12 protein-coding genes and 1 pseudogene are annotated in these 22,951 nt (G+C 35.2%); 5 read left to right on the plus strand and 8 right to left on the minus strand.

Features of this window, described 5'->3' with window-relative positions; all coding sequences use genetic code 11:
- Window positions 1-228: hypothetical protein (locus DWX00_RS19945; RefSeq protein WP_207664707.1), on the minus strand; the 228-nt coding region annotated here is incomplete at its 3' end.
- A 55-nt stretch (window positions 229-283) separates the two neighbouring features.
- Between DWX00_RS19945 and DWX00_RS15690 the strand changes: the two genes are divergently transcribed.
- Genes DWX00_RS15690 through DWX00_RS15705 form a run of 4 tightly spaced genes read left to right on the plus strand, consistent with a single transcriptional unit; the run spans window position 284 to window position 5,031 of the window.
- Window positions 284-628: a TnsA endonuclease N-terminal domain-containing protein gene (locus DWX00_RS15690; RefSeq protein WP_118595680.1), complete on the plus strand. Its 345-nt coding sequence runs from the start codon at window positions 284-286 to the stop codon at window positions 626-628.
- Complete coding sequence (locus tag DWX00_RS15695) at window positions 615-2,348, plus strand: integrase catalytic domain-containing protein (protein ID WP_118595681.1); 1,734 nt, start codon at window positions 615-617, stop codon at window positions 2,346-2,348. The genes DWX00_RS15690 and DWX00_RS15695 overlap by 14 nt, the downstream gene beginning before the upstream one ends.
- Window positions 2,345-3,553, plus strand: a complete 1,209-nt coding sequence (locus tag DWX00_RS15700) for an ATP-binding protein (protein WP_118595682.1) — start codon at window positions 2,345-2,347, stop codon at window positions 3,551-3,553. Before DWX00_RS15695 ends, DWX00_RS15700 begins: the two co-directional genes overlap by 4 nt.
- Entirely contained in the window at window positions 3,547-5,031 is a 1,485-nt protein-coding gene (locus tag DWX00_RS15705) for a TniQ family protein (protein WP_118595683.1), read from the plus strand. The genes DWX00_RS15700 and DWX00_RS15705 overlap by 7 nt, the downstream gene beginning before the upstream one ends.
- Before the next feature lie 180 nt (window positions 5,032-5,211).
- Here the strand turns inward: DWX00_RS15705 and DWX00_RS15710 are convergent, their stop codons facing one another.
- The gene (locus DWX00_RS15710; RefSeq protein WP_243038032.1) at window positions 5,212-6,966 is read right to left on the minus strand and encodes a glucosaminidase domain-containing protein; all 1,755 of its coding nucleotides are present in this window, start codon (window positions 6,964-6,966) and stop codon (window positions 5,212-5,214) included.
- Window positions 6,967-7,148: 182 nt separating this feature from the next.
- On the opposite strand from DWX00_RS15710, the pseudogene DWX00_RS15715 reads away from it, so the two are divergent.
- Window positions 7,149-7,373: pseudogene (locus DWX00_RS15715) on the plus strand (IS66 family transposase); the annotation flags it as partial.
- Between the two features lie 495 nt (window positions 7,374-7,868).
- Here the strand turns inward: DWX00_RS15715 and DWX00_RS15725 are convergent.
- The 6 genes from DWX00_RS15725 to DWX00_RS15750 all read right to left on the minus strand — a co-directional run bounded on the left by DWX00_RS15725 (window position 7,869) and on the right by DWX00_RS15750 (window position 22,490).
- A complete protein-coding gene (locus DWX00_RS15725) occupies window positions 7,869-8,144 on the minus strand; it encodes a hypothetical protein (protein ID WP_118595686.1) in 276 nt (91 codons plus the stop codon).
- An 18-nt stretch (window positions 8,145-8,162) separates the two neighbouring features.
- Complete coding sequence (locus tag DWX00_RS15730) at window positions 8,163-15,212, minus strand: tail fiber domain-containing protein (protein ID WP_118595687.1); 7,050 nt, start codon at window positions 15,210-15,212, stop codon at window positions 8,163-8,165.
- Window positions 15,213-15,234: 22 nt separating this feature from the next.
- The gene (locus tag DWX00_RS15735; RefSeq protein ID WP_118595688.1) at window positions 15,235-19,176 is read right to left on the minus strand and encodes a hypothetical protein; all 3,942 of its coding nucleotides are present in this window, start codon (window positions 19,174-19,176) and stop codon (window positions 15,235-15,237) included.
- Window positions 19,177-19,178: 2 nt separating this feature from the next.
- Window positions 19,179-20,267 (minus strand): phage tail domain-containing protein, encoded by a 1,089-nt coding sequence (locus DWX00_RS15740; protein WP_118595689.1) that lies wholly within the window; start codon window positions 20,265-20,267, stop codon window positions 19,179-19,181.
- A gap of 75 nt (window positions 20,268-20,342) precedes the next feature.
- A complete protein-coding gene (locus DWX00_RS15745; protein ID WP_118595690.1) occupies window positions 20,343-21,794 on the minus strand; it encodes an Ig-like domain-containing protein in 1,452 nt (483 codons plus the stop codon).
- 177 nt (window positions 21,795-21,971) lie between these two features.
- Window positions 21,972-22,490: a hypothetical protein gene (locus tag DWX00_RS15750; RefSeq protein ID WP_118595691.1), complete on the minus strand. Its 519-nt coding sequence runs from the start codon at window positions 22,488-22,490 to the stop codon at window positions 21,972-21,974.
- Window positions 22,491-22,951 lie beyond the last annotated feature (461 nt).

A 22,951-nucleotide genomic window follows, 5' to 3' on the forward strand; every position in this document is an offset into this window, starting at 1 on the left:
GGCAGAACCAACAGTTTTGCCCTTTTTAGGCTCAAGGAGGTTGCCTTGAAACATAGTATATTTTTTACTCCATTTTTGGAGATGTGTAATTATAAATATTAAAAAGTCTGGAAACCCGCATAAACACTGGATTTTTTCTTTCCCAGATTTTCCCAAAAACAACAGGATTTGGGTACTTATTCTTACACACGCCCAAAAACAAGCATTTTTGGGTACTTTTCGAAACACACATAATTCATTTTTGGGTAACTTTTTCGACACATAAAATCAAAGGAGGTACACTATGTACAAGAAAAACTACAAAGGACGCTGTGAGAAAAAGTCTCTTTCTAAATGTGACACGATCTGCCGATGCTATAGCACCATCCAATCTGCTTATGCAGACAAACTGGAAACCGATCCATCTGTTCAATCCTTTCAATGTAACACGCCACTCGAAGATGAAGACTACACAACAGACTTCCTTATTACACGACAGGACGGCACGCAATATGTCCGAGAGTGTGTAGAACGAAGTCATCTGACCAAGCCAAAGCCACTTACAATCAAACTTCTGGACACATCACGTTCCTACTGGCTTGCCCATAACGTTCAAGATTGGGGGATTGTAACAGATGCAGAAAGCTGATATAGCCTATATCAATAACACGTTCTACAGAATTTTAAAGACATCAGATAACCAAACCCTTGTAATTGACTGTCTCCATCCGAAAATGCCATTCTGGACGCTCAGAACGCAATATACCCCATTGCCAGAGAAGCAATTATATGATGCACTCAACATCGCCCCACCAGCCGAACAGGAGCTTACATCCGATCAGATGCGCATTGCACATGAGCGGTACACACTGATTGCACCGATCCTATACCACTTAGGAGAAAGCACAGCAACTGCAAACATCATCTCTTCCATCTCAGAGGAGCATAACATCAGTAAGCAGACTATCCGCCGCTATCTGTATCAGTATCTAATCTTTCAGACCGTCACTGTACTTGCACCAAAAGTTCATACGAAAGAAAAAGTGCTGACCAAAGATGAGAAAAACATGAGATGGGCATTGAATAAGTTCTTCTATACACGCAGACAAAACAGTCTTGTTACAGCATATGAAATGATGTTAAAAGAAAAGTATTGTGACAGCACGGGACAGCTCTTGCCCGATCATCCATCCTTTTACCAGTTCCGATACTTTTACCGGAAGACTAAGAAGCTCCAAACTTATTATATTTCTCGTGATGGACTGTCAAATTACCAGCGGAACAATCGTCCCTTGCTAGGAGATGGTATCCGTGAGTTTGCAACCAATATCGGCACTGGTATGTTTGATTCCACAGTATGTGATATCTACCTTATTGACGAAACAGGTACCTTAAAAGGTCGTCCGATCCTAACCACTTGCATTGATGCTTACAGTAGTATGTGTTATGGCTATGTTCTCTCATGGAATAACGATACAAAGAGTTTATGCCATCTGCTCCAAAATATACTTACCGACAAAACAGAATGGTGTAGAAAGTTCGGTATCCCACTAGACAAATCCCAGTGGAACGTGCAAGAGTTACCGGGCATCTTTGTAACTGATATGGGACGGGAATACACATCAGAATCCTTTGCGCAGATTACAGAAACAGGCGTGACCATGGTAAATCTTCCACCATACAGACCAGAGCTGAAAGGTGCTGTAGAGAAATTCTTTGACATCATTCAATCCATGTATAAACCACTTCTCAAGGGCAAAGGTGTGATTGATCCGGACTTCCAGGAACGAGGTGCAAGAGATTACAGATTAGATGCTTGTCTTACCATGTATGATTTCGAAAAGATTGTCCTGCGCTGCATCGTTTACTATAACAGTCAACGGCTCATAGAACGATTCCCTTACACACAATCTATGATTCATGATGGAATAAAGCCATATGCGGCCAGTATATGGGAATGGGGAAGACGACAACCAGGCGCAAATTTAATTTCATTCCCGCATGATACCGCGAAAATAATCCTATATCTGCTCCCACGTACCATTGGGACATTCACTAGGCGTGGTCTAGTGGTAAATGGGATGCGGTATAAACGGGATGATTGCGCCGAAAGATTCCTGCAAGGTGGAGATGTTAAGGTTGCTTACGATCCAGATGATGTATCTGTAGTATGGACAGTAGAGAAGGGCGATTTCATGCCGTTCGTATTGGTTGAAAGCAGATATAAAAGCAGAAGATTAGATGAAGTAGAGCAGATCAAAAAACAGAGCAAATCAACACTACGTTCTGAACAAAATAATGCAAGACAGGCGAAAATTGATTTGATGAATGAGATCGAGTTGATTGCTAGGGGAGGAGTTAAAAGATGAACGGTAAATTACTTTCACAATTGCCTGATTTTTTATGTGAAAACGAATTAGTAGAACGACTGAAGATATTACCAAACTATAATATAAACATTGCCAATGAAACAATGCCAACTCGTCTTCTGGCGTTATCAGAGTTATATGATATTTATATTCCATCACAATTATCTGTTGATGTATATAATAAATTGTATATGGCATTACTCAGATCGATTAAGAAAAAAGAAAATGATATGATGGTAAAACAGCAAAGAATCGAAAATACAACAAACACCATACAAACGTACAATGGTATTATAGGTGGTGCTGATTCGTTTACAATCATTGGAGTTTCTGGCATAGGGAAGAGTAGTGCTATTACCAGAGCGATCTCATTGATTTTCGGAAATCATTTTATCGAAACAACAGACCCATATCAACGAATTGCTCCTTTTATACTTGTGCAATGCCCATTTGACTCTTCTGTAAAAAGTCTATTGTTAGAAATCGTTCGTATTCTTGATGCTACATTGGATGGAGATTATTTACAGGTAGCACAACGGTATACTACGGATAGACTAATCGGTTTTGTTAGCCAAATATGTTTAAATCATGTTGGGGTACTTATTGTTGATGAGATTCAAAATGTAGTTAATAATAAAAACGGTGATAAACTTATTGGGGCATTAACACAGATTATAAATAGTAGCGGAATTAGTGTATGCATGGTTGGAACACCAGAATGTCTACATTGGTTTGAAAGTGCACCACATCTGGAACGAAGGACAATAGGCTTGCGATATTTACAAACTGATTATGATGATGATTTTATACATTTTTGCAAAAATCTATTAAAATTTCAATATGTACAACAATACACAGAACCATCAGAAAAATTTATAAATTGGTTGTATGCTCATTCAAACGGAGTGACGTCAACTGTTGTATCATTATTTTATAGAGCACAGGAATTAGCCATTATGAGTAACACAGAGAAATTAAGTATTGATATTTTTAATGCGTCATACAATGGGCTGATGTCTATGCAAGTAGAAAAAGTGCAAAAGAAAAATAGTCAAACGGTCAATAAATCACATAAAAAAATAACAATTCATCATTCGAATGGTGTTAATATTGCTGACTTATACAATTATTCACAATCAAATAACTATGATCTCTTAACTCTTATTAAAAATACTTTTACTGTTGAAGAGGTAGAAATATGTTAAATTATTTTCCTAAAATATATGACTATGAATTGTTCTATAGCATATATTCAAGATTGAAACAAGATATAAATGTACAGAGTAATCAATCTTTTAAAGAAATCGTGTTTAAACGACCGAATGAATACATCGAAATATTTTATATAAACGAACCAAGTGATGTACTACGTTCTTTTATATCGAAAAATTATATTATTAATGACTTATACTATAACCATACTATGTTTTTTTACTGGTCTGTATTTCTAAACGAATCGGATAAAGAAAATGCGTTGAGAAAGCTCATATCAAATGACAAAAGTTTTTTAGAATACCTTTCCCCAAGACCAAAACATAAACATCAAAAAATATTTCTAAAATATTGTCCGTTATGTGCAAAAGAAAATCGAGAGCAATATCACGAAACATATTGGAATGCTTTCCATCAAATTCCAGAAATTAATGTTTGTGTAATTCATGGATGTAAACTCAAAAATTCATCGGTTCATGTTAACAATTCAAGAATAATATATTTTCTAACGGCTGAAAATTGCATTAATGATGATTATTCATATGATATGGGAACCATCGGTGAAATCAAGGCTGCAAAATACCTATATCAATTAGTAGTAAGAAAACAGAGTCTTAAGAACGGTATTACGATGTTTGACGTATTTTACAGGAAGTTAATTCAAAATAAATATATCAATCAGCTTTCATGGCTCCAACACAAGTCTGTATTTTTAGATAATTTTAAACAATATTTATCTGATAATAACATAAAGGAGGCTTGTCAAATAAAAGCAATGAGTAGTATATTCTTAAATAAAGCGAATCCACTTAGAACAATTCATATATTGTTATTTTTAGATATACAAATATCTGATATTTTTGTATGCAAAACGGCGAAACAAATTGATTCGGAATTAATTGAAAGAATTCGATCAGAGTATACAAAAGATAATGGTATAAACAAACTTGCGAAACAATATCATATTTTACCTTATAATGTAAGTAAAATAATTAATGGTCAATATGAAGTTGAAAAACAAAAATTAATAAGCCAAAATTATGCGTATAGTAGCAGTAGGAATATACCGCCTAAAGGAAAGAGGTATTCTGAATTAGATAAAAAGTATTATCCTAAAATTGAATATTATATTGGCTTATATTTTAAGAATTCTGACAAAGTTAGAAGATTAACTGTAGGAGGATTTAATGTTTTCATGCAACAAATTTGTCAAGACATCAGAAGAAATGATTTTTATTATATGCCACAATGCTATAAGTATATTAAAACAAAAGAAAAACCAATAGAGGATTATTGGGTCGATAAAATAAAATATATTGTCGATCAAATTGACAGCGATTATATTTCATATAGCGAATTGAAGGGTATGGTACACATAATAGAAAAAAATATGATAAAAGCCATGGATATACTACAATACAGATATCCTGAAACGTACCTAAAAATACAGAAAAATAATAAAAAAGCGTAAAAAAATGGGGAATACCAAAATTAATTGATATTCCCCATAAAATTATTGCATCATTTTATCGTATATGATATACTATTTTTGCACTGATGAAACGGTTGTTTCATATGATGGTGAAAAAAGAAAAATTTCTTTTCTGGCTGCCTGATGAGGGTGGCTTTTCTTATTTCACGCATGTATTTATTATAATCTAACACAGCATTCAATTGCTATCCATCCTGCACCAGATTTCAATTTACCCCATGTATATCCATCAGCAGTTTTTGTTTCTGTGATAGTATATGTTCCAATAGGGCAAGAACCAATAGCAATTCTAGCGCTTAGACCAGCAGAAGCACGAACTCTGATGCCATTTTCCTTAACTGCAATTTGAAATTCTTTATTTACAACAGTGCTATGCTTATCCAAAACACCGACATAGGTACAAAAATCTTTGTCAATGCAAATCCAACCTGCACCTGATTTTAGCTTACCCCAGTATGTATTTTTGATTTCAGTGATATTATAAGTTCCTTTGTCACGAATGCTTCCAGTTGCGCTTGCCTTGCTGGATGCATCGCTTCTAATTGTTAAAGCATCACAATTAACTTTATATTTTCCTACTTTGTATACAGGTGTAGCTGGCTTTACGGTTGGTTTAGGCACTGGTTTATTTGCAGTGGCTACTACACCAACATACGTACAATATTCATCCGAAACATTGATCCAGCCAGCTCCAGATTTTAGTTTACCCCAACAATTATTCTTAATCTCTGTTATAGTATACTCGCCACGATCTCGAATAGTATTGACAACTTTTGAATTAACAGTTGCATCCGATCTGATATGAAGATCACAATTTACCTTATACATACCAACTTTATATGTTTTTGTTTGTGCTGGTGTGGACGGTGCAACAGTAGGAGTAGAAGTAGAACCTAGCTTTGCTTTAAATTCGCTCCATGTCCAAGAAGTTTTATATTTATTGTTAGTAACATATGGAGCAGGACAATATTTGTTAACAACATCATAATGTCTAAGAATGTGATCAGCTCCTACGCCTAATTTATCCATAAGATATTTGACTAACTTCACACACGATTCTTGAGTTTCCGTAGTAAAATACCATTTTGGATCTTCAGCTGATTTTCCTGTTCCATCACATTTTGGACACATTTCAATTCCAATTGTATTATTGTTTCTAGCATATTTATGTTTTTGTGTATAGTATCCAGCAGTTCCGACTTGCCATAAGATCGCATCAAGACTTGCTGCTTGATAAATTGTTCCATCCCAGTAAATATAGAAATGCGCACCACAACCATCAGCATCAATTCTATTATTCTGACCAGCAACACCTAAATAGTGTATGCCAATATATTGTTTTGCATTTCCCCATTGAGGTACATAATTTTTGCTTGCATTAGTCACATCTATAATATTTATACTCATATTTTCCTCCTGTACATCAAAGCGAGTTAAATTCCAACGTTCAATCAAACTACATAATTTGTCTACATATTTCACATCTGTCGCATAACCACCCTCTTTAATAAGTTGTGCTGCCTTTTTATAATCTTTACATCCAGATAATCCCTGATAACGTTTTACAGATCCATTCATCGCACCATTTAGATAACAAGAATGATCTTTGATACTAGATAAAATATCTGGATATTCTCTAAAATCAGCAGTAACGACATATATTGTTCCGTCTTTTGTTTGTTCATTCGTTTTCTTGGTATATTTACTTTTCCCGTCCCAAACAGATTTCCATGTATTGCCAGAAAGAGTGGTTTTCATACCAAATAAATTGTTTGCATTTTTAGCGAGTTCAGTAGTTCCATATCCAGATTCCAAACATGCCTGAGCAGTAGTAATAGATGCCAAAATGCCACTTGTTTTCATATCTTCTGCTGCAAGTTTTTCGATTTTTTCAACAAATTCTTGTTCTGTCATATAACACACCTTCTTTCGTTGTAAAAAAAATAAGAGGTACATTTCTGTTCCTCTTATAAAAAATGATTAATTATTTCATTATAAAAATTGTTTTCCCAAAAATTTTATAATACGGGTTTTCTGCTTCTTTTTCATTGCTTTTTATGGTATAATAAGAGCAGTGAAAAAGGAGCAGAAAACATATGGCTGGCAATTCAAAAGATTCAAAAATCCTTGCGTACAAGGACATGATCAACCAACTGAATAAGACGATTTCCACACAGACAGAACTGATCCAGTCTTTACAAAAAACATTGGAAGCAGACCGGCTGGAAAAAGAAAACCTTCATCAGCAGATTGAATATCTCACGAAGAAACTTTTTGGTACTTCCAGTGAAAAACGGAAAGATATCGATGTCCACTTGAATCAAATGTAGCAGTAGCAGCATATTTTACGGATTTTTCTGCATCTGACGTATTATCTACTTTTGAAAGACCGACTTCTGATTTTGTATGAGAATGTTGTTTTGTAGCAAATATTGACTTCAATTTTAACAATAAATGAGATAAACCTTGTTCATTTAACTTTTTGCTCATTACTCCCTCCTTTCTATTTTATATCATCCCTTGACAATAATTGATAATATGGTAAATTAATAGTAAGGGAGATGATTGTATGTATAATAAACAAAATCTAATACCAGTACCAGTAATTGCGTCTTTCGATACAGAAGGAAGAGTCATGCCTTTGTATTTTAGATATAAAGAACATGGCTCTATTCCTGTAACAATGAAGACACAAGTAAAGTATATAACATATATTCAATTTACTTGTGAATGCGAGATAGATTATCAAATGCACCAAATATATTTAATATATGAATGGGGCGAGCGGAAATGGTATGTAAAGAATATGTATTAAATTATTTCGATACAGTGTTTGTGTTTTCTGCTTCTAGCTTTGCAATATATTCATCATATTCAGTCCAGATATCATTTTCAAATTTATCAACAATATCATCAATAGCAGACTTATTTGCTCTATATTTTCTGCCATTATTGATGTATCGGTTAATGATCGGTACATCTGGATGTTTTGCGTCCATGTTTGCGTCCATAGATATTACTGTTTCGCCATCTACAGTAATAATACCCGAATAATGAATATCCTTTGTGTAAGTTGCTTTTACTTCTGCCATAGTTCTGTCCTCCTAAAATTAATTTGTATTCCCAGAGAGATTATCCCTCATGGTTTCAAGTTCACTTCTTAGATCTGCGACCTCTAACTCAAGATTCGATCTTCTTTGCTTTTCAAGCTGAAGTTCGTGTGTAATAAGCGCGATCAAGTTTGTATATACCATCCCATATGTGTCATTGTAGCCATTTTCTGTCACTCGTTGATCGTGATGTACCAAATCCAGCTCGTCTTCACGAATTCCAAGCTCTTTCATAGCATCCACGACATCTTGTGCCACAAATCCGAAACGAATTCGTTGATCGTCATTCACCATTTTATATTGTACTGGCTGAAGCCGATCAAAGAGTTCTGAATGAATATCCACAGGATTGGCGTTGGAATGTTCCGAGTCGAGGCTCATGGTCGCTATTTGTGATTCCGTATCTGCACCCAATGGCTTAATATCATATTTTGCTTTTCTATCTGACATTATCTGTGTTGCATTTTTAGCCATCAATCTATCCCATAACTGTCCAGCGCCATTGTCACCAAGCAATACTTTTTCGGTATAACCTTTCGATGGGGAAAATGATCCCCTATATGTTCCTCCAGACCATCCACCAGCATAAACACCAACAGCACAATCATATCCATTTCGAATAGATGAAAATTCAACAACGCCATCTGATATATCAATATCACCTTGCTTTGTCGTTTTTCCAGTGCTATCGGTAGTAGTGGCTGTCGCTCCGAATGTATTTTCTGCCGCCGATACCATACAATTACCGGTTGAAGTACTGCTGGTTAATACTGCTTGGTGAGTACTTCTTAATGCTACATAGTCACTTGACATTTCACATGCTTGATATCCGTAATACTGTTTAGATTGTATTTTTCCAAGACCGCCACACAACTCAATAACCGAATCTTTTGTATTTTTTCCGAGCTGGATCAACTTATCACCATAATATGCAAGAGTTATTCCTGCCTGATTTATTATTTCAAACGCCGATGCCGAAATTTTGGTTCGATAACCAGACCAAGAGCCATCAGTTTTGTTTCCAATTTGTAAACCATTTCCAGAAGTAAACTCCATAAAGTTGGTTGCTGTTTTTGCTGCATTTTCTGAATTCATACGATATGCCAAATCCTGTAATGTTCCAGTTATTGGCTCGGTAGTCTGAGTTGTAGATGATGTTTCCCAAGATGTATATTTTCCTGCAATCGTATATGTCCCCCAGCTATATGCCCAAGGTAAATATACCCATACATCACATTTGTTTGAGGCTGTTGCTCGCACTTGAACTTTCAAGTCATCGCAGTTTTGTCTAGTTACACTAACTCCAAATGCTGAAGTTGTTGAAGCCGATGCTTGCCATCCATCTTTGATTACGATTTCGGCTTGAGAGTTCTGTTGTGCATGTCCGTTATATCCGTTTCCGGTATAGATATTAATAATAAAATTACTATTATCCCCTGCTGATATAAGAGTTCCAAGTTTAGACCATACGAGCTGATTTGCGCCACCCGTCAGCGGGTAACACTTAATATCAGCTTCACCTTTCTCACCTTTCTCACCTTTATCTCCTTTACTTCCGGTTGCTCCTTTGCTATTGACATACGCTAATAGTTTAATATTCACTGTGCCACCAGATACGGAAGTTACAAGCCATGTACCTGTATTTGATGATCCATCTAAACAAATAAATGTATCTCCGGCAAAAGGTGGTCTGTTAAAATCATTAGTACCGCATGTTGTTATTTGTCCAACACTCGTATACGTTCCACTAAAGTTTCGCTTAACTTGTAGAGCAGCACTACCTGTTGCTCCTTTATCCCCTTTATCACCTTTGGCTCCAGTAGCACCTTTATCCCCTTTACTTCCCGTGACGCAAACTGCTGTTGTCGTTGAAGTCGTGTTGTCAGTATAGGTAATCACCGATCTCGTCCAAATATATTTACTGTTCTCCCATCCAGGATAAGTCGTGCTCCACGATCCGCCGGACATGGCTGTTGCTGACGTTGATTTGTAATACTGTTCTACAATAGATTTAACGCCTTTACCGGTTGCACCAGTCCCTCCAGTATCTCCTTTATCACCTTTGGCTCCGGTTGCTCCCTGTGCTCCTGCAATGCAAACTCCATTTTGATTTGGCGAATACGTTCTGTTACCAGCTCCGTCCGTTGTTACCGTACGACTCCACATATACTTTCCATTAACCCATGTCGGCGCTGTCGTCGACCATGATCCACCAGAAAGTGATGTTGCCGATGTTGAAAGATAATACTCAACATCAACAAAAGATACATAATCCTCTGGAGCTGGTGTCCAGTCCGTGGCCATATTGCCTTTTTCGATCTTTAGGTTTTTAAACTGATAGGAAACACCTGTTCCGCTATTCATTCCAGTGAAATATGTATTCTGTGAAGTTCCTCTAGGCAATGTTGCTGCTGATTTTACAACCCATACCAGTTTTGTCCATACATTCGCAACTGTTTTGTTGTTTACGGCTTTACATGATTGTATCAACATGTTTGAACTGTCACCATGTCTAAAGCTTGGATCCATCGATGTAGAAACGCTTGCTTTGACATCTACGGATACGGTATAATTCGTGTCAGCCTCCCATTTTGTGCGTCCAATATAAGAAAACTGTATTACAGACCATCCGGATTGTTTTACAGAATCTCGTGTAAGTTTACATGTATTAACCCCAGTTTCGGATACAGATTCTTTGGAATAGCCGCCAGTTTGCATTGACCAACTCCATCCGGTTGTTCCTTTGTTAGTATTCATTGCTAAATTTCGTCCGCCGACGACAATTCCTTCCGGTGTACTACCAACGTTGTAAGCAGTTGAAGTTGTATTATCCGTATAGGTGATGATCGTACGAGTCCAGAAATATGGTTTGTCCGCACTTGTCGCCGGAGGAGTTGCTGACCATACTCCAGTAGGGATCGTAGTTCCAGACGAACTTGCCTGATATGTTACTGCAGTAGATTTAACGCCTTTTCCACTTGCACCAGTATCGCCCTTATCTCCCTTGTCGCCTTTTTCACCTTTCAGATCAGATTCAGCTGGCGCCCATTTTGTTGCAATAGATCCTTCCTCGATCTTAAAATCACGAATATACAATATTTCACCGACAGCAAATGTCGCATAGAATGTGAATGATGAATGTGCGGCATCTATGTATTTCCAAGTCATGAAATATTTCTGCCAAGATGTTGTCAAATCAATTCTCTTTATACCACCACACTCATGTCCGACTGGCACAGATGACTTATTGGCACTACATTTTGCCCAAAAGCTCCATGTATATGTTTTTCCAACCTTATCCGAAGTTTTACCGAATACTGGATAATGAGGCCCTGATCCAGCAGTAGTACATTTAACCTCAATATGATAACCGCATAAAGCATCCGGATCTAAAACAACCGTAGTTGTACCGACAAAACCACCTGCGGCACCCCATTGATTGTTCATCTTGTATGAATTTGGAACAAGATTCCAATTAAAACTATCAACTTGATCTGCTTTCTTACTAAGTTGTACTTGAAAACCATTCGCTGTTTGTTGTAAAGTCGATATATCTCCTTCAGCATTAGAAATCCGTGTTTTCATTGTTGTAGCATCTGATTTCATAGTATTAATATCGCCTTGTGCATTAGAAATACTCTTTTGTAGCCCAGAAGCTGTCGCTTGTAATGAACTTACGTCTCCTTGTGTATTGCTTAAATCCGCTCTGATGCCTGTTGCTGTTTGTTCCACTTTTGTGATAGCAGCGCTTGTATCTTCTGGAGCCGGACTCCATTCGGAATGACGATTTCCCTTTTCGACTTTGAACATTTTCCATCGAACAGTTCCACTTCGGACATAATCATGTCTTAGATTAACAAACCAATATGAATTTTTTATCTGGTCTGCCGAAACGGTTGTCGTATATAAAAATTCTTTCGTTCCGCTTCCAGAAATAGCAATGCTTGGACTTGATGGAAATGCTCCAGAACTCCATCCCGTTACATTTCCACTACCTTGTATCCATACTTTGGCAGTTTGCCCAGTAGCAGCAACAATATTTGAATAATTATAATATAGATGAATCGTAATTTCATCACCAGCAGCAAGACCATCTGTTAGAACGGTTGCAACTGATGGGCAGATATTTGCTGCACCACTAAAACCAGAAAACTCAGAAGAATAAGAACTGGATGTATTTCGAGCAAGATTTCTGCCTCCAATATAAAGAGAATTGAAATCTGTTTGTTTTGTATATGTTTTAGATACTTCTTGTGTGATGCTATCTGCTTTCACTTTAATAGCACTATTCATTTCTGTTGTTGTAGAATAATTCTTTAGCTTATTTGCCGTATCTGCTTTTGCATTTGATTCTGCTTTATTAGCTTTACTTGTAGCATCTGCTTTTGCACTATTTAAAGCATTATCAGCTTTTGTAGTTGCATCTTTCTTTGCATCAGCAATTCCTTGGTCATATACAGTTTTTTCTGTATATTTTTTACTCACATCCAATGTAATTGAATTTGCAGCTTGATTAATGGCTGAGTTCATTTCTGTTGTTGTAGAATAATTGGCAAAATTACCATTAATCTCTTTTTTTACTTGATCTAACTGCACATTGGTAGCACGTAAAGAAATATCATTTGTATTTTGCTGGATTGCTGTTTCGGCAGAAGATATTCTTGTTTCCATCGCCTTAATACGAGATACAATCACATTGCGAATTTTTAATGTTCCTGAAAAATTTCCCCAACTTTCAGTTTGAAGGAATACTCGAAAATATCTTGAATTTACTGGAACGCTAACTACAGAACTAATTTTTGTAGCTGTTGCTGCGGCAGTAGCAGTTGTTCTTGCGCTATAATTAATACCAACGCTTTGTTTTTGAGCATTAAATCCATATAAGCCGATCGCAGTACCTTTATAAGTACTATCTGTTCCTTCATTCGTTGAGTTGCCTTTTACAGAAGTAGAGATTTCAAACTCTATATTAAATGATTCTCCACCCATACATTCATAATATCCAGAAATAAATTTATCCCTTGACAAAGTTTTTACTGTATACCATTTACCATCTGCCGTATTATCATATGTAAAACCAAAATAATCTGCAGTGTCTTCTTTTAATTGTGAGTAATTCATTGGATCGCGGCTAAGAATATTAATATTAGTATTATTATTTGTTATTTGCGACTGAAGGTTTGTTGACGTCCTTTGTAATTCAGAAATATTGCCTTTTGCATCCGAAATATCTGATTTCATTGTCTTTGCATCTGCTTTTAAAATGTTAACATCTCCCTGGGCGTTCGTGATTTTTGTCGAAAGACCAGAGGCGTCAGATTTTAAAGTCGTGATATCACCCTTAGCAGTTTTCAGTTCTGCTTTAATTTCTGTATCTGTTTGAGATAAGGTAGTAACATTTCCTTGAAGTGTTTTGACATTAGTTTCGATTTTTCCAGCACGTTGGTCAAAACTTGAATATTTGCTCGTTGCGTCATTTTTAGTTTCATATGTAGATGCAACTGTTTGTTTGAATCCTGTAGCATCTTGTTTTATAGAAGCAATGTCTTTTTGGACACTTGCTTGATTATTTTTGACTGTGGTTTTAACATCGGATACTTCCGAGGTTATTTCGCCAATCTTAGTTTCTTGCGAACTCACTTGATCCCGAAGAGATTTAACGGTTGTGCCATCATAATTATTTACTGCGGTTGTAATATCTGTCTGCCAAACCTTGTTTGTAATTTTCTTGTCGATACCATCCACTTTGCTAGATACACCATTAACTCTGGTAGTTACAGTAGTCAAAGCATCCTTCATTTTGTCATCAGATAATACGATAACCGTCTGTCTGTCTAGCACAACAGATACTTTGTCAGTTTGACTTAATGTACATCGTACACTTTTAATGTTATTTGACGTTGGGGTATAAGTTAAAGATGATTCATTTTTTGAAGAAAGATATGTGGATTTGAAATCACTTCCTGTTGTCGATTCTTCTATTGTAAAAAGACCATGATACGGAATTCTATCGCTTCCATCTTTCTGATAATAAGCATTAAATGTAATAGAAGCAGGAGAGAGTGTTCCATCATATGTTTTGTTTATTACATATGATGATGGTTCTATGGAGTAGATATAGGACAACCCACCATCTTTAGATTTTGTCCAGGTAAAGTTTTTAACTAATGTTTTTCCATTTATACTAAATGTTAAGACTATATTTCCAGTTAATGTTAATTCAGTGCCAAGTGTAGCATTTTTTACGATATTCAAAATTATCGATCCATCATTAGATATTGTACAATTCTCAGTTGACCCAAGAGTCATTCCAGATGGAAGAGTGCCGACTGCTACGTTACATGGTGTTCTTGTTAAACCTCGATACCCTACAAATGATATCTCTATTAACATATCATTAATGACATGCCCATCATATGTACATGGAATATTTTGTGATTCGTTTCCAAGAGATATACTTAAAGCAGGTTCGCCAGGATTTCCTTGACCACCAACTGCACCTGCTTTTGCAAGCGACCAAGAAACTTCTTTCTTAAATACTAATCCATTTACAGAAATTGGTATGGAGAATTTTCCGTAATCTGCTTCAATTTTATTTCCAGCCTCGACAGAAAATGTGATTGTATTATTTTTTTGTATTACCGAAATTCCATTTTTACTTTCAACTGTTCCAATAGTGAAATTACTAACTGCATCTGTACCTTTGAATACCACAACAGAAGTATCAAAAGATTGATCCATTAAAGCAATATTATTTTGATTAGAAACAGAGAATGTTATATTTTCATTTTGAAGAATAACAGTATATGCCGATTCTCCATCGTTACCTTTGATTCTTGTCCATGTATAATCGTTAGGATTATCGGATTCATGTTTTTCAGTTTTGTTATAAGCAATGCCTATATAAACTGCATTTGTTGGATCGTCCGTCAAGTCAGTTCCATTTTTATCTTGTGCATACTTCACCCAGATATATTTGGAATCTGCGGATGTTCCATCTTTTCCATGTTGCAAAATCAACATGTCTAATTCGTTGCTTGATAGTAACATTGCTCACCTCCTTTTTTATGTGTTACATTTTTTCAATTAATGTATCGATATCTTTATCTGTTAACGTATTCGCATTTTCCTTGATTGCATCGATAACATTTGTTCCAATCTTTTCATAAGATTTGCTGAGTAATTTATTTAAAATTGCATCTGCTAATAAATCATAATTTATCTGCTTAAGAGATTTTCCACTATTGACAAATACGCTATCAGAAGAATCAAGTACTTCAGTTGTATTTACATCAATAATATTTTTGCTCGAAGCAGAAGTATCTGATGCTGCTTCAATGGAATATAAACTAATTCCATTTTCATCTTGTAATGTATTTGATTGTTCGTCCGTAATTGACACTTGTGCTACGTCTCCAATATCAACTAGACAACGAATTCTCTTACGTATAATTGATTTATCAACATTAATTGTCAATGTTTTATTATTTCCAACCGTTTTCCAATCACCTGACTCGTTATTTATAATTTGCCATTTGTAAAATATCGGTTCCATAGGCGTAGCACCTTTATATACTTGACATGTACATATAGTACTCGTAATTGTTGTATCATCATCAAACACTACTCCTTTTTCACTGGTGATAATTACAGAAATAGAAGGCTGTCCATCGACTCCATTTAAACTATCCAAAATATGTACAGTTAATACATCGTATAATTTTTTTGTGGAATCTTCGACTTTAATAACTAAAGATTTTTTTGTTGATGGTAATGTTGCAATATAAGAAGATGGTATTATGATTGAAGTTTTATCCGTAGATACATATCTTGTATTTTCTACATTATCTATATACCATTTACCGATTTTAACATCATTTCTATATTTTGCCGTTATAGTTATATTGTTTGGAGATATAACACCATCTATTTTTCGAAATATCTGTTCACCATACAAATCTAGTGTACCAATTTTACCCTCTACATTTTCAATCTGATCAGTAATTTGTTGCTTAATTGAAGTGAACTCTGCATCAACTCCATGACCATTAACGATGACTTTCGCTGCGTCAACATTTCCATTCTTATCCGCTTCAATAACATTGAAATTCAGTTTATCTTTAGAAAGAGTTCCATCCGCAACCATATCGTTTTTAATCAATCCATCAGCGATAGCAGATTCTTTAATGCCTTTAGAATCAATTAATACGCCTTTACCTGTCTCATCATACAAAGTAAACGTAAAATTATCCTTTGCATCACGACCAATTTGAATACGTACATTATTATTTTTGTCTTTAAATTGCATTGTGTTACCAACGATAGTAAGTCCACCATCGTCGGAAGCAATATTAAATTTATCGGCAGAAATAGTACTTGCCTTTAGCATTGCTACAGTAATATTTGCCGCAATCAAATCACGAATGACTGCATCGTCAACAACAACATTACTAGCAGTAAGATGAATAAGGTGTCCAAGTTCTGCAGATATATTTCCAGCCAATAAACTATCAATCGCAGCAACAACTGCGGATAATTCCTTAAAATTACCACTACCTGCGACAATTTTATCAGCAGAAATTAATTTTGACTGTAGATATTCGAAATATCCATTCTCACCATATAGATCAGTAACTTTAATCAACTTGGCATTTAATTCTTGTAATGATATAGAACCACTACCAAGCATACCGGCGAATTCATTATTTATAATGGAAGAAACTTTATTGCTGAATGCACCAGAAGATAAAAGCTTTTGGATTAGCCCAGATGTAAGAGTGACGCCTTCATTATTTAGAAAGTTATTAGACGAGCCAGATGCGGAAGATTTACTGCCACCAGATGAATTATCAAGAAGATATGGAAGATCGAAAAATCCGTTTTTTGTTCTTGTCATATTGGAGAAAGTTAATTCAATATTGTTATCCATCATTAATGGATTGTATGTCATTTCAATCAGACGAAGTTTAACAACATTATTATCTCCTATTGTCAGATATAAATAATCACCGCGATTTATATTTTTTGTATAATCCTTATATTCACTTTTTGCCAAAAAGTTATCCAACGAGGTTATATATTGGTATTGCGGATGAGAAGATATATATAAATCATCAGACGCCGTATTGAATAGCTTTAGTTGTTCATCAATAGCAGAAACCTGATCGTCAGAATCTGTAAGGAACATATTATCATTCGAATATGTGCCATCGTAATAAACTTTAGATAATTCTAAAAGATCTTTTTCGGTAAATGATATAGTGTCGGACGGTGATGCAATTTTTTGATTTTTAGCATCAATAATACAATTTGATTTTTCGTCAACCAAATAATTATTGTTTTGATGTGTCCACGTTTCTTTATTAACCTTTTTTGTTAATTCAAGTCTTTCTTTGCTATAAGTATTTAAAACATCATTTGCTGCATCAATTTCAGATTGTCTCTGAGCATATGCTTCCTGGCATCCACCTACATAATTAGAATCTAATTGATTTTGAGCGTCCAGATATTTTGCATACATCTTATCATGAATGTCTTTAGTGTGAGAAGAATCTTCAGAATAGGGTTTATCGTAACCGCCCTTTTTGCAAGTTTCAACTGTGTTTTTATACTCTTGCAGCTTTACTTTTAATTCGTCTAATCCGTATAACTTCCAATTGGTCTTATAAGAATCTACATAATCTGCATTGTCATCGTCCGTAGGTAATTGACGATTATTCATTTCGATTTGAATAGATGGAAGAATTACATCTCGAATTTGATAATAATCATTAGCATCCGAAGACTTTTTTAAAGCATCCTCATCAAAGTTGCCATTGCTATCTACATAGAATTGCTCATAACCCTTGAGTTGGGCCTGGTAATTTGCTTGCGCTTCTTTTAATTCATCATCTGTAAATGTACTCCAATTTGTAGAGCAATCATCCAAAGGAACACGATCATACAATTCTGTGATAACTTTCATCTGTTGATTATATTTTCTAGTCGCTTCAATATAATCAATCCTACAGTTTTCCGCATCTTGTTTCCATAAATTATATTTTTGAATAAAAGCAGAAGAGAAATACTTTTCATTTAAGTAATAATCAATATTTTCAATATAGTTCGATCCAAAATTTACATAAGTAATACCAAGATTATCTGATCCTTGTACATAATAACGCGTAAACATTTTAGAATCGTCAACAGATATTTCTTGAGACTGCTGCAAATTTTTGAAATTGATATTTATATTTGTACTATTCCCGTAATTTTCAGGATGATAAGCGTTGATCTTCATATGAAGAAAATCAAAAACAAATATACATTGGAAATACTGCGCCATATCCTGTGTAAAAAAAGAATATACATCCTGACTTTCTATATCGAACGATCCAATCTCATCGGATAGAAGAGTGTATGTTTCAACATATTTTCCATCCCTATATGTTCTATATGTCTTTGGAACAGTATCAATTTCTCCAATCGTCCAGCCATATACATTGCCAGCCCTAAGAACAAGATCTAACAGACTGAGCTGTGGATTGTCTGGGTTATAAAATTTTATCTGTTCTTTGGCAAATTCTACATCATCTATTTTTTCTACATTATCATCTGCCAACATCTCATACGAGTCAGTAGTTCCTTGATTAATTTTAAAATTTTTTAAATCATGTTGCTCCATTTCTATCTCTGCTGAGTGGCAGGTAATAGTTTTAGTCTCTTTAATTCCATCATGTGATATTTTAGGTGCATCCATGATAAACCATCCAACATTATCGACGTATACTCGCATAAGCCAAGCAACTAAATCATATACGTTGGAATGTACTAATTTCGATAAACCATGTTCATCTTCGATTAAAATCTTTTCATTAATATTAAATGTTAATTCATATGTATTAATGAATTTGGAAGTAAGCTGAAATGTACTTTCTTCGATTCCGTTGATAGCACATAGAATCTTATTGTTTGGTGTACCTAAATACACATGACTTTGTATTGGTTGGTTATAACGATCATAAACAATGTTCAAAATTATTCACCAACCTTTCGTGCCTCAATGTGTTTTATACGAAAATCGCAGTTACCATAGAATAAGAATGAATTATTCCCATGAGCTAGTTGTATCCAATACATATGAGCGACATCATTGATGCCTAATTTATCATATCTTACCATCCGTCCAAGCTCATCATTAATTGTTAACTTCTGGCAATCCATAGATATATTTAAATCTTTTGAAACAGACAAAACCATAATGCCATTTTCGATGATATAATATACTTTTGAATCTGTCCTATAAAAAACCGTACATGCTGTTTCATTTCCATATACATCAATTAATTTAAATTGAGTCAATGTATTATCGCATCTCCAATTAATATCTTTGGTTTCTTCTGAAATGTCAAATTGTGCAGTACATGCATTTGATTTTGCATATAATTCAACATAAGAAATTAATTGTCCCATATAATTTGTATTAGAGGAAGATAGTGTTCCTGTTTCGCGAATCGTACAATCAGACATATTACAAATTACAATATCCCCATTTGCTTTTGGAAAAATATCAATCGTTGGATACACATAACTATTTAATTCATCACTGTTATTTGCGATTAGAATATTTTTATATGTTGAACATGATACGTTAGTTGTAATATCGTCAGTATAACCAAACGGGGTTGTGCATTTAAAATATAATTTTAATCCAAAGGTTTGAGAATTTACCGAATATGATTCAATATTGTTAAACCATCCAAAATAACGAATTGTATCATCTGCAGAATCATCGGTTCCGGAAAATGTCAGCCATTCTGGAAAATGAGAAGAAGTGAGCCATTTGGTAATTTCTCGACGCTCAGACTTTGTGATAATAGAATCACTTTGATTTAAATATGTGCATGGGTCTTTGATAATATCTAACTCAAATTCTAATGTGTCATTCCACTTATCATAGAAATAATTTGGTTCCGTTTTATAGCGATTTGTATCACCTGTCTCCATATCCCTATCCATTGCCATATTTACATCTGATCCACCTTCAAAATCCACGGATACATATTTCACACTTAAATCACTTAATCGTTGTCCCATGAACGTAAAATTTTTAAATTCTTTTGCCATTTTGCATCACCTCCAAAAAATTTGTTATAGTTATAGAAATAGGAGAGTACCTTTGACAGTACCCTCCCATAAAAATTACATAATTATCTTATGTCCAAGTTTTTTATACTGATCTGCCAGCGTATCGCATGTATACTTGCAAGACTGTTTTAATAACTTCTGAATATCAGGAATAGCACTTTTATCCAGATTTCCTTCAACATTTTCGATATTCAGTAACGCATCATAGTGATATGTTACATTCCCGACATTGCTGATGTTCTGAGGAATATTCGTCTGTACCAGATTTGGTGTAGTACTTACATTCATACCGAATTCCCGTGGATCAATTGCACTTAATTTAATCAAATTACTTACAAAATCGGCTGGTAGAATAGAATCTCCATCTTGAACAGGTGTAAGGACAGCACCATCTTTCTTGCGATAGATTAATTCTGAAACGCCATGATGTTTGGTGTCTTTATTTTCGTTTGTCCATACAAGCTGATCGCCATGAATACGATCCGTACCTTTTTCATAACCACTAATCTGACTGAGACGCACCCATCCAAGATCACTATAATTAGGATCATGCGCACTCTTGATATGGATCTTAAAATCACCAGTAGTACGTCCATTGCCGCCATATTCCCTAGCTGTATAAGAATCAATAACAACAGCACCAGGCTGACCGGAAAATCTACTACCTTTTGGAGACATACCCCAAGAGTCATTGTAGTAAGATCCTGTGAACGTTACGACATCGCCAACACGAGGAATTCTATCTCCACCAGTTTTTGCTGGCTGTGGTTTCGGCTGTGGCTTTGGTTTTGCATTGACCTTAATTGATACCTTTGCAGACAGTCCACTTCCATCGGTAGTGGTAGCAGTAATCGTACAAGAGCCAGGTTTCTTTGCTTTTACCGTACCATTGGATACAGTAGCAATTGATTCATTACTTGATTTCCAAGCAAGAGTCTTATTAGCTGCATCGTTCGGTCTGATTGTAGCAGTAATACTTGTGGATTTACCCTCTTCCAGTGTAGTAGAAGTAGGAGACACCTTTAGTTCCGCAACCTTACGATTCGTTGTATCTTCCGGCTTGACTAATTGATCCGCAAGATCACTGTTTACTTTTGAATTACTGTTGATTGGATCAGTTTTTGTACCAGATGCGGTACTGGATGGATTTTTATTTGCACTGGACTGAGACTGTGATGCGTTGGAATTTTGATTCTTAACACCTGTCTCTGTGCTTAGATCAGACTGGGTATTGTTAAAATCCGTACTACCTACCCAGCCAGTATTTTTGATGATAGAGTTGATTTTGCCATATGCTTCTTGATAAGAGGACACGGCTTTGTCAAGCATAGAATTGATGATCTCAAGCTGTTTGTCAGCATTATGACTAATTTCGTACTCGGTATCATCAAGAGAAGTTTTCAGATCTTCACTGAGCTTATCGTAACCTTGAGACTGCATATCATTTGCATGGTCACGCTTAGTATCGGCTAAATCTTGCTCTGCTTCTGAAAGCTGCTGCTTCAATTTCTTAACTTGAGATTGAGCATCGAGGTTATTTCATTTTCTTTTCATCCACTCGCTACGTGGACAAGAGCATAACTGCTCCCCATACTTTCGTATGGCATGGGACTATATCTTCTATTTGAATTTTATTTGAGGGATTGTAATTAAGATTTGAGGTATAAGAAAAGAGCAGTAGATTTACTGCTCCTGTTGATTGAATGGTATTTCCTCGTATACATCTAATCCAAATTCTTGATGGAAATTTATTAGACTGGATTTCCGAAAACGTGCAGTTCTCTGTACACGTTGTTTTCTAGCAACATTAATATAAGAACTGATATATTCAATGGCTTCTTTTTCAATGACCGCATAATTATCTTTAATAATTTTTTGCTGAGATTTTGGAATTCTTGGCTCATCACATCTTATATATTTATCATCATTTATAACCATTATATATCTATAATCAAGCCCCGCATTTGGCTTATCTTTAGATGGTACAGAAAATCCTATTTTACCAAATGATCTAACTGGATTTCCTAAGCTTTTACGTAATGGAATTAATATTTTGTTGTCATTATACTGAACTTCCAAACATACATGTGTTCTGATATTATGTTTGGATGCATCACTAACATCTAAAATTTGTTCTAAACCAGGATGGTCTATGTAATATTGTTCTAATATATAACAATATGAATATGTTGCAGTTTCCATTTTTCTCCTTAGTAATACAAAAGGAAGCTTAACGCTTCCTTTGTACAATAATTTTTCGATTTTTTATTAGCCAGGTGACATCGAGAAACCCCTCGCAATATTTTCAGGTCATTTTGTGCCGGACACTCCTGAACTATGTCCCATATAATAAGAAAACTGTTTTGTTTTCTTGATTTTATTATATGCAATTTTCGGAGAAAAATCTATTCACAAAATTCACAAACATGCGAACGGTGGTTCGTATAACTTCCACAAACTTGCATAAACTTCTCTATTGTTCTATTTCGTTGTCTTTTCTTTTACTTACTTCTCGCATACATGTGTTCGAGAGATTCTTTACTCGTATCTACACTGTGTTCTATCTATTCGTCAGTAGCTATAGGAAAGAACACACCTCAAAATTATAATATCACTTAATATTCAAATAGTCTATATTTTTTCGACCGCCAATCGCTTGCAGT

It is taken from the genome of Blautia sp. AF17-9LB (genome assembly GCF_003479185.1).
In the GTDB taxonomy this organism is placed as follows: Bacteria; Bacillota; Clostridia; order Lachnospirales; family Lachnospiraceae; genus Fusicatenibacter; species Fusicatenibacter saccharivorans.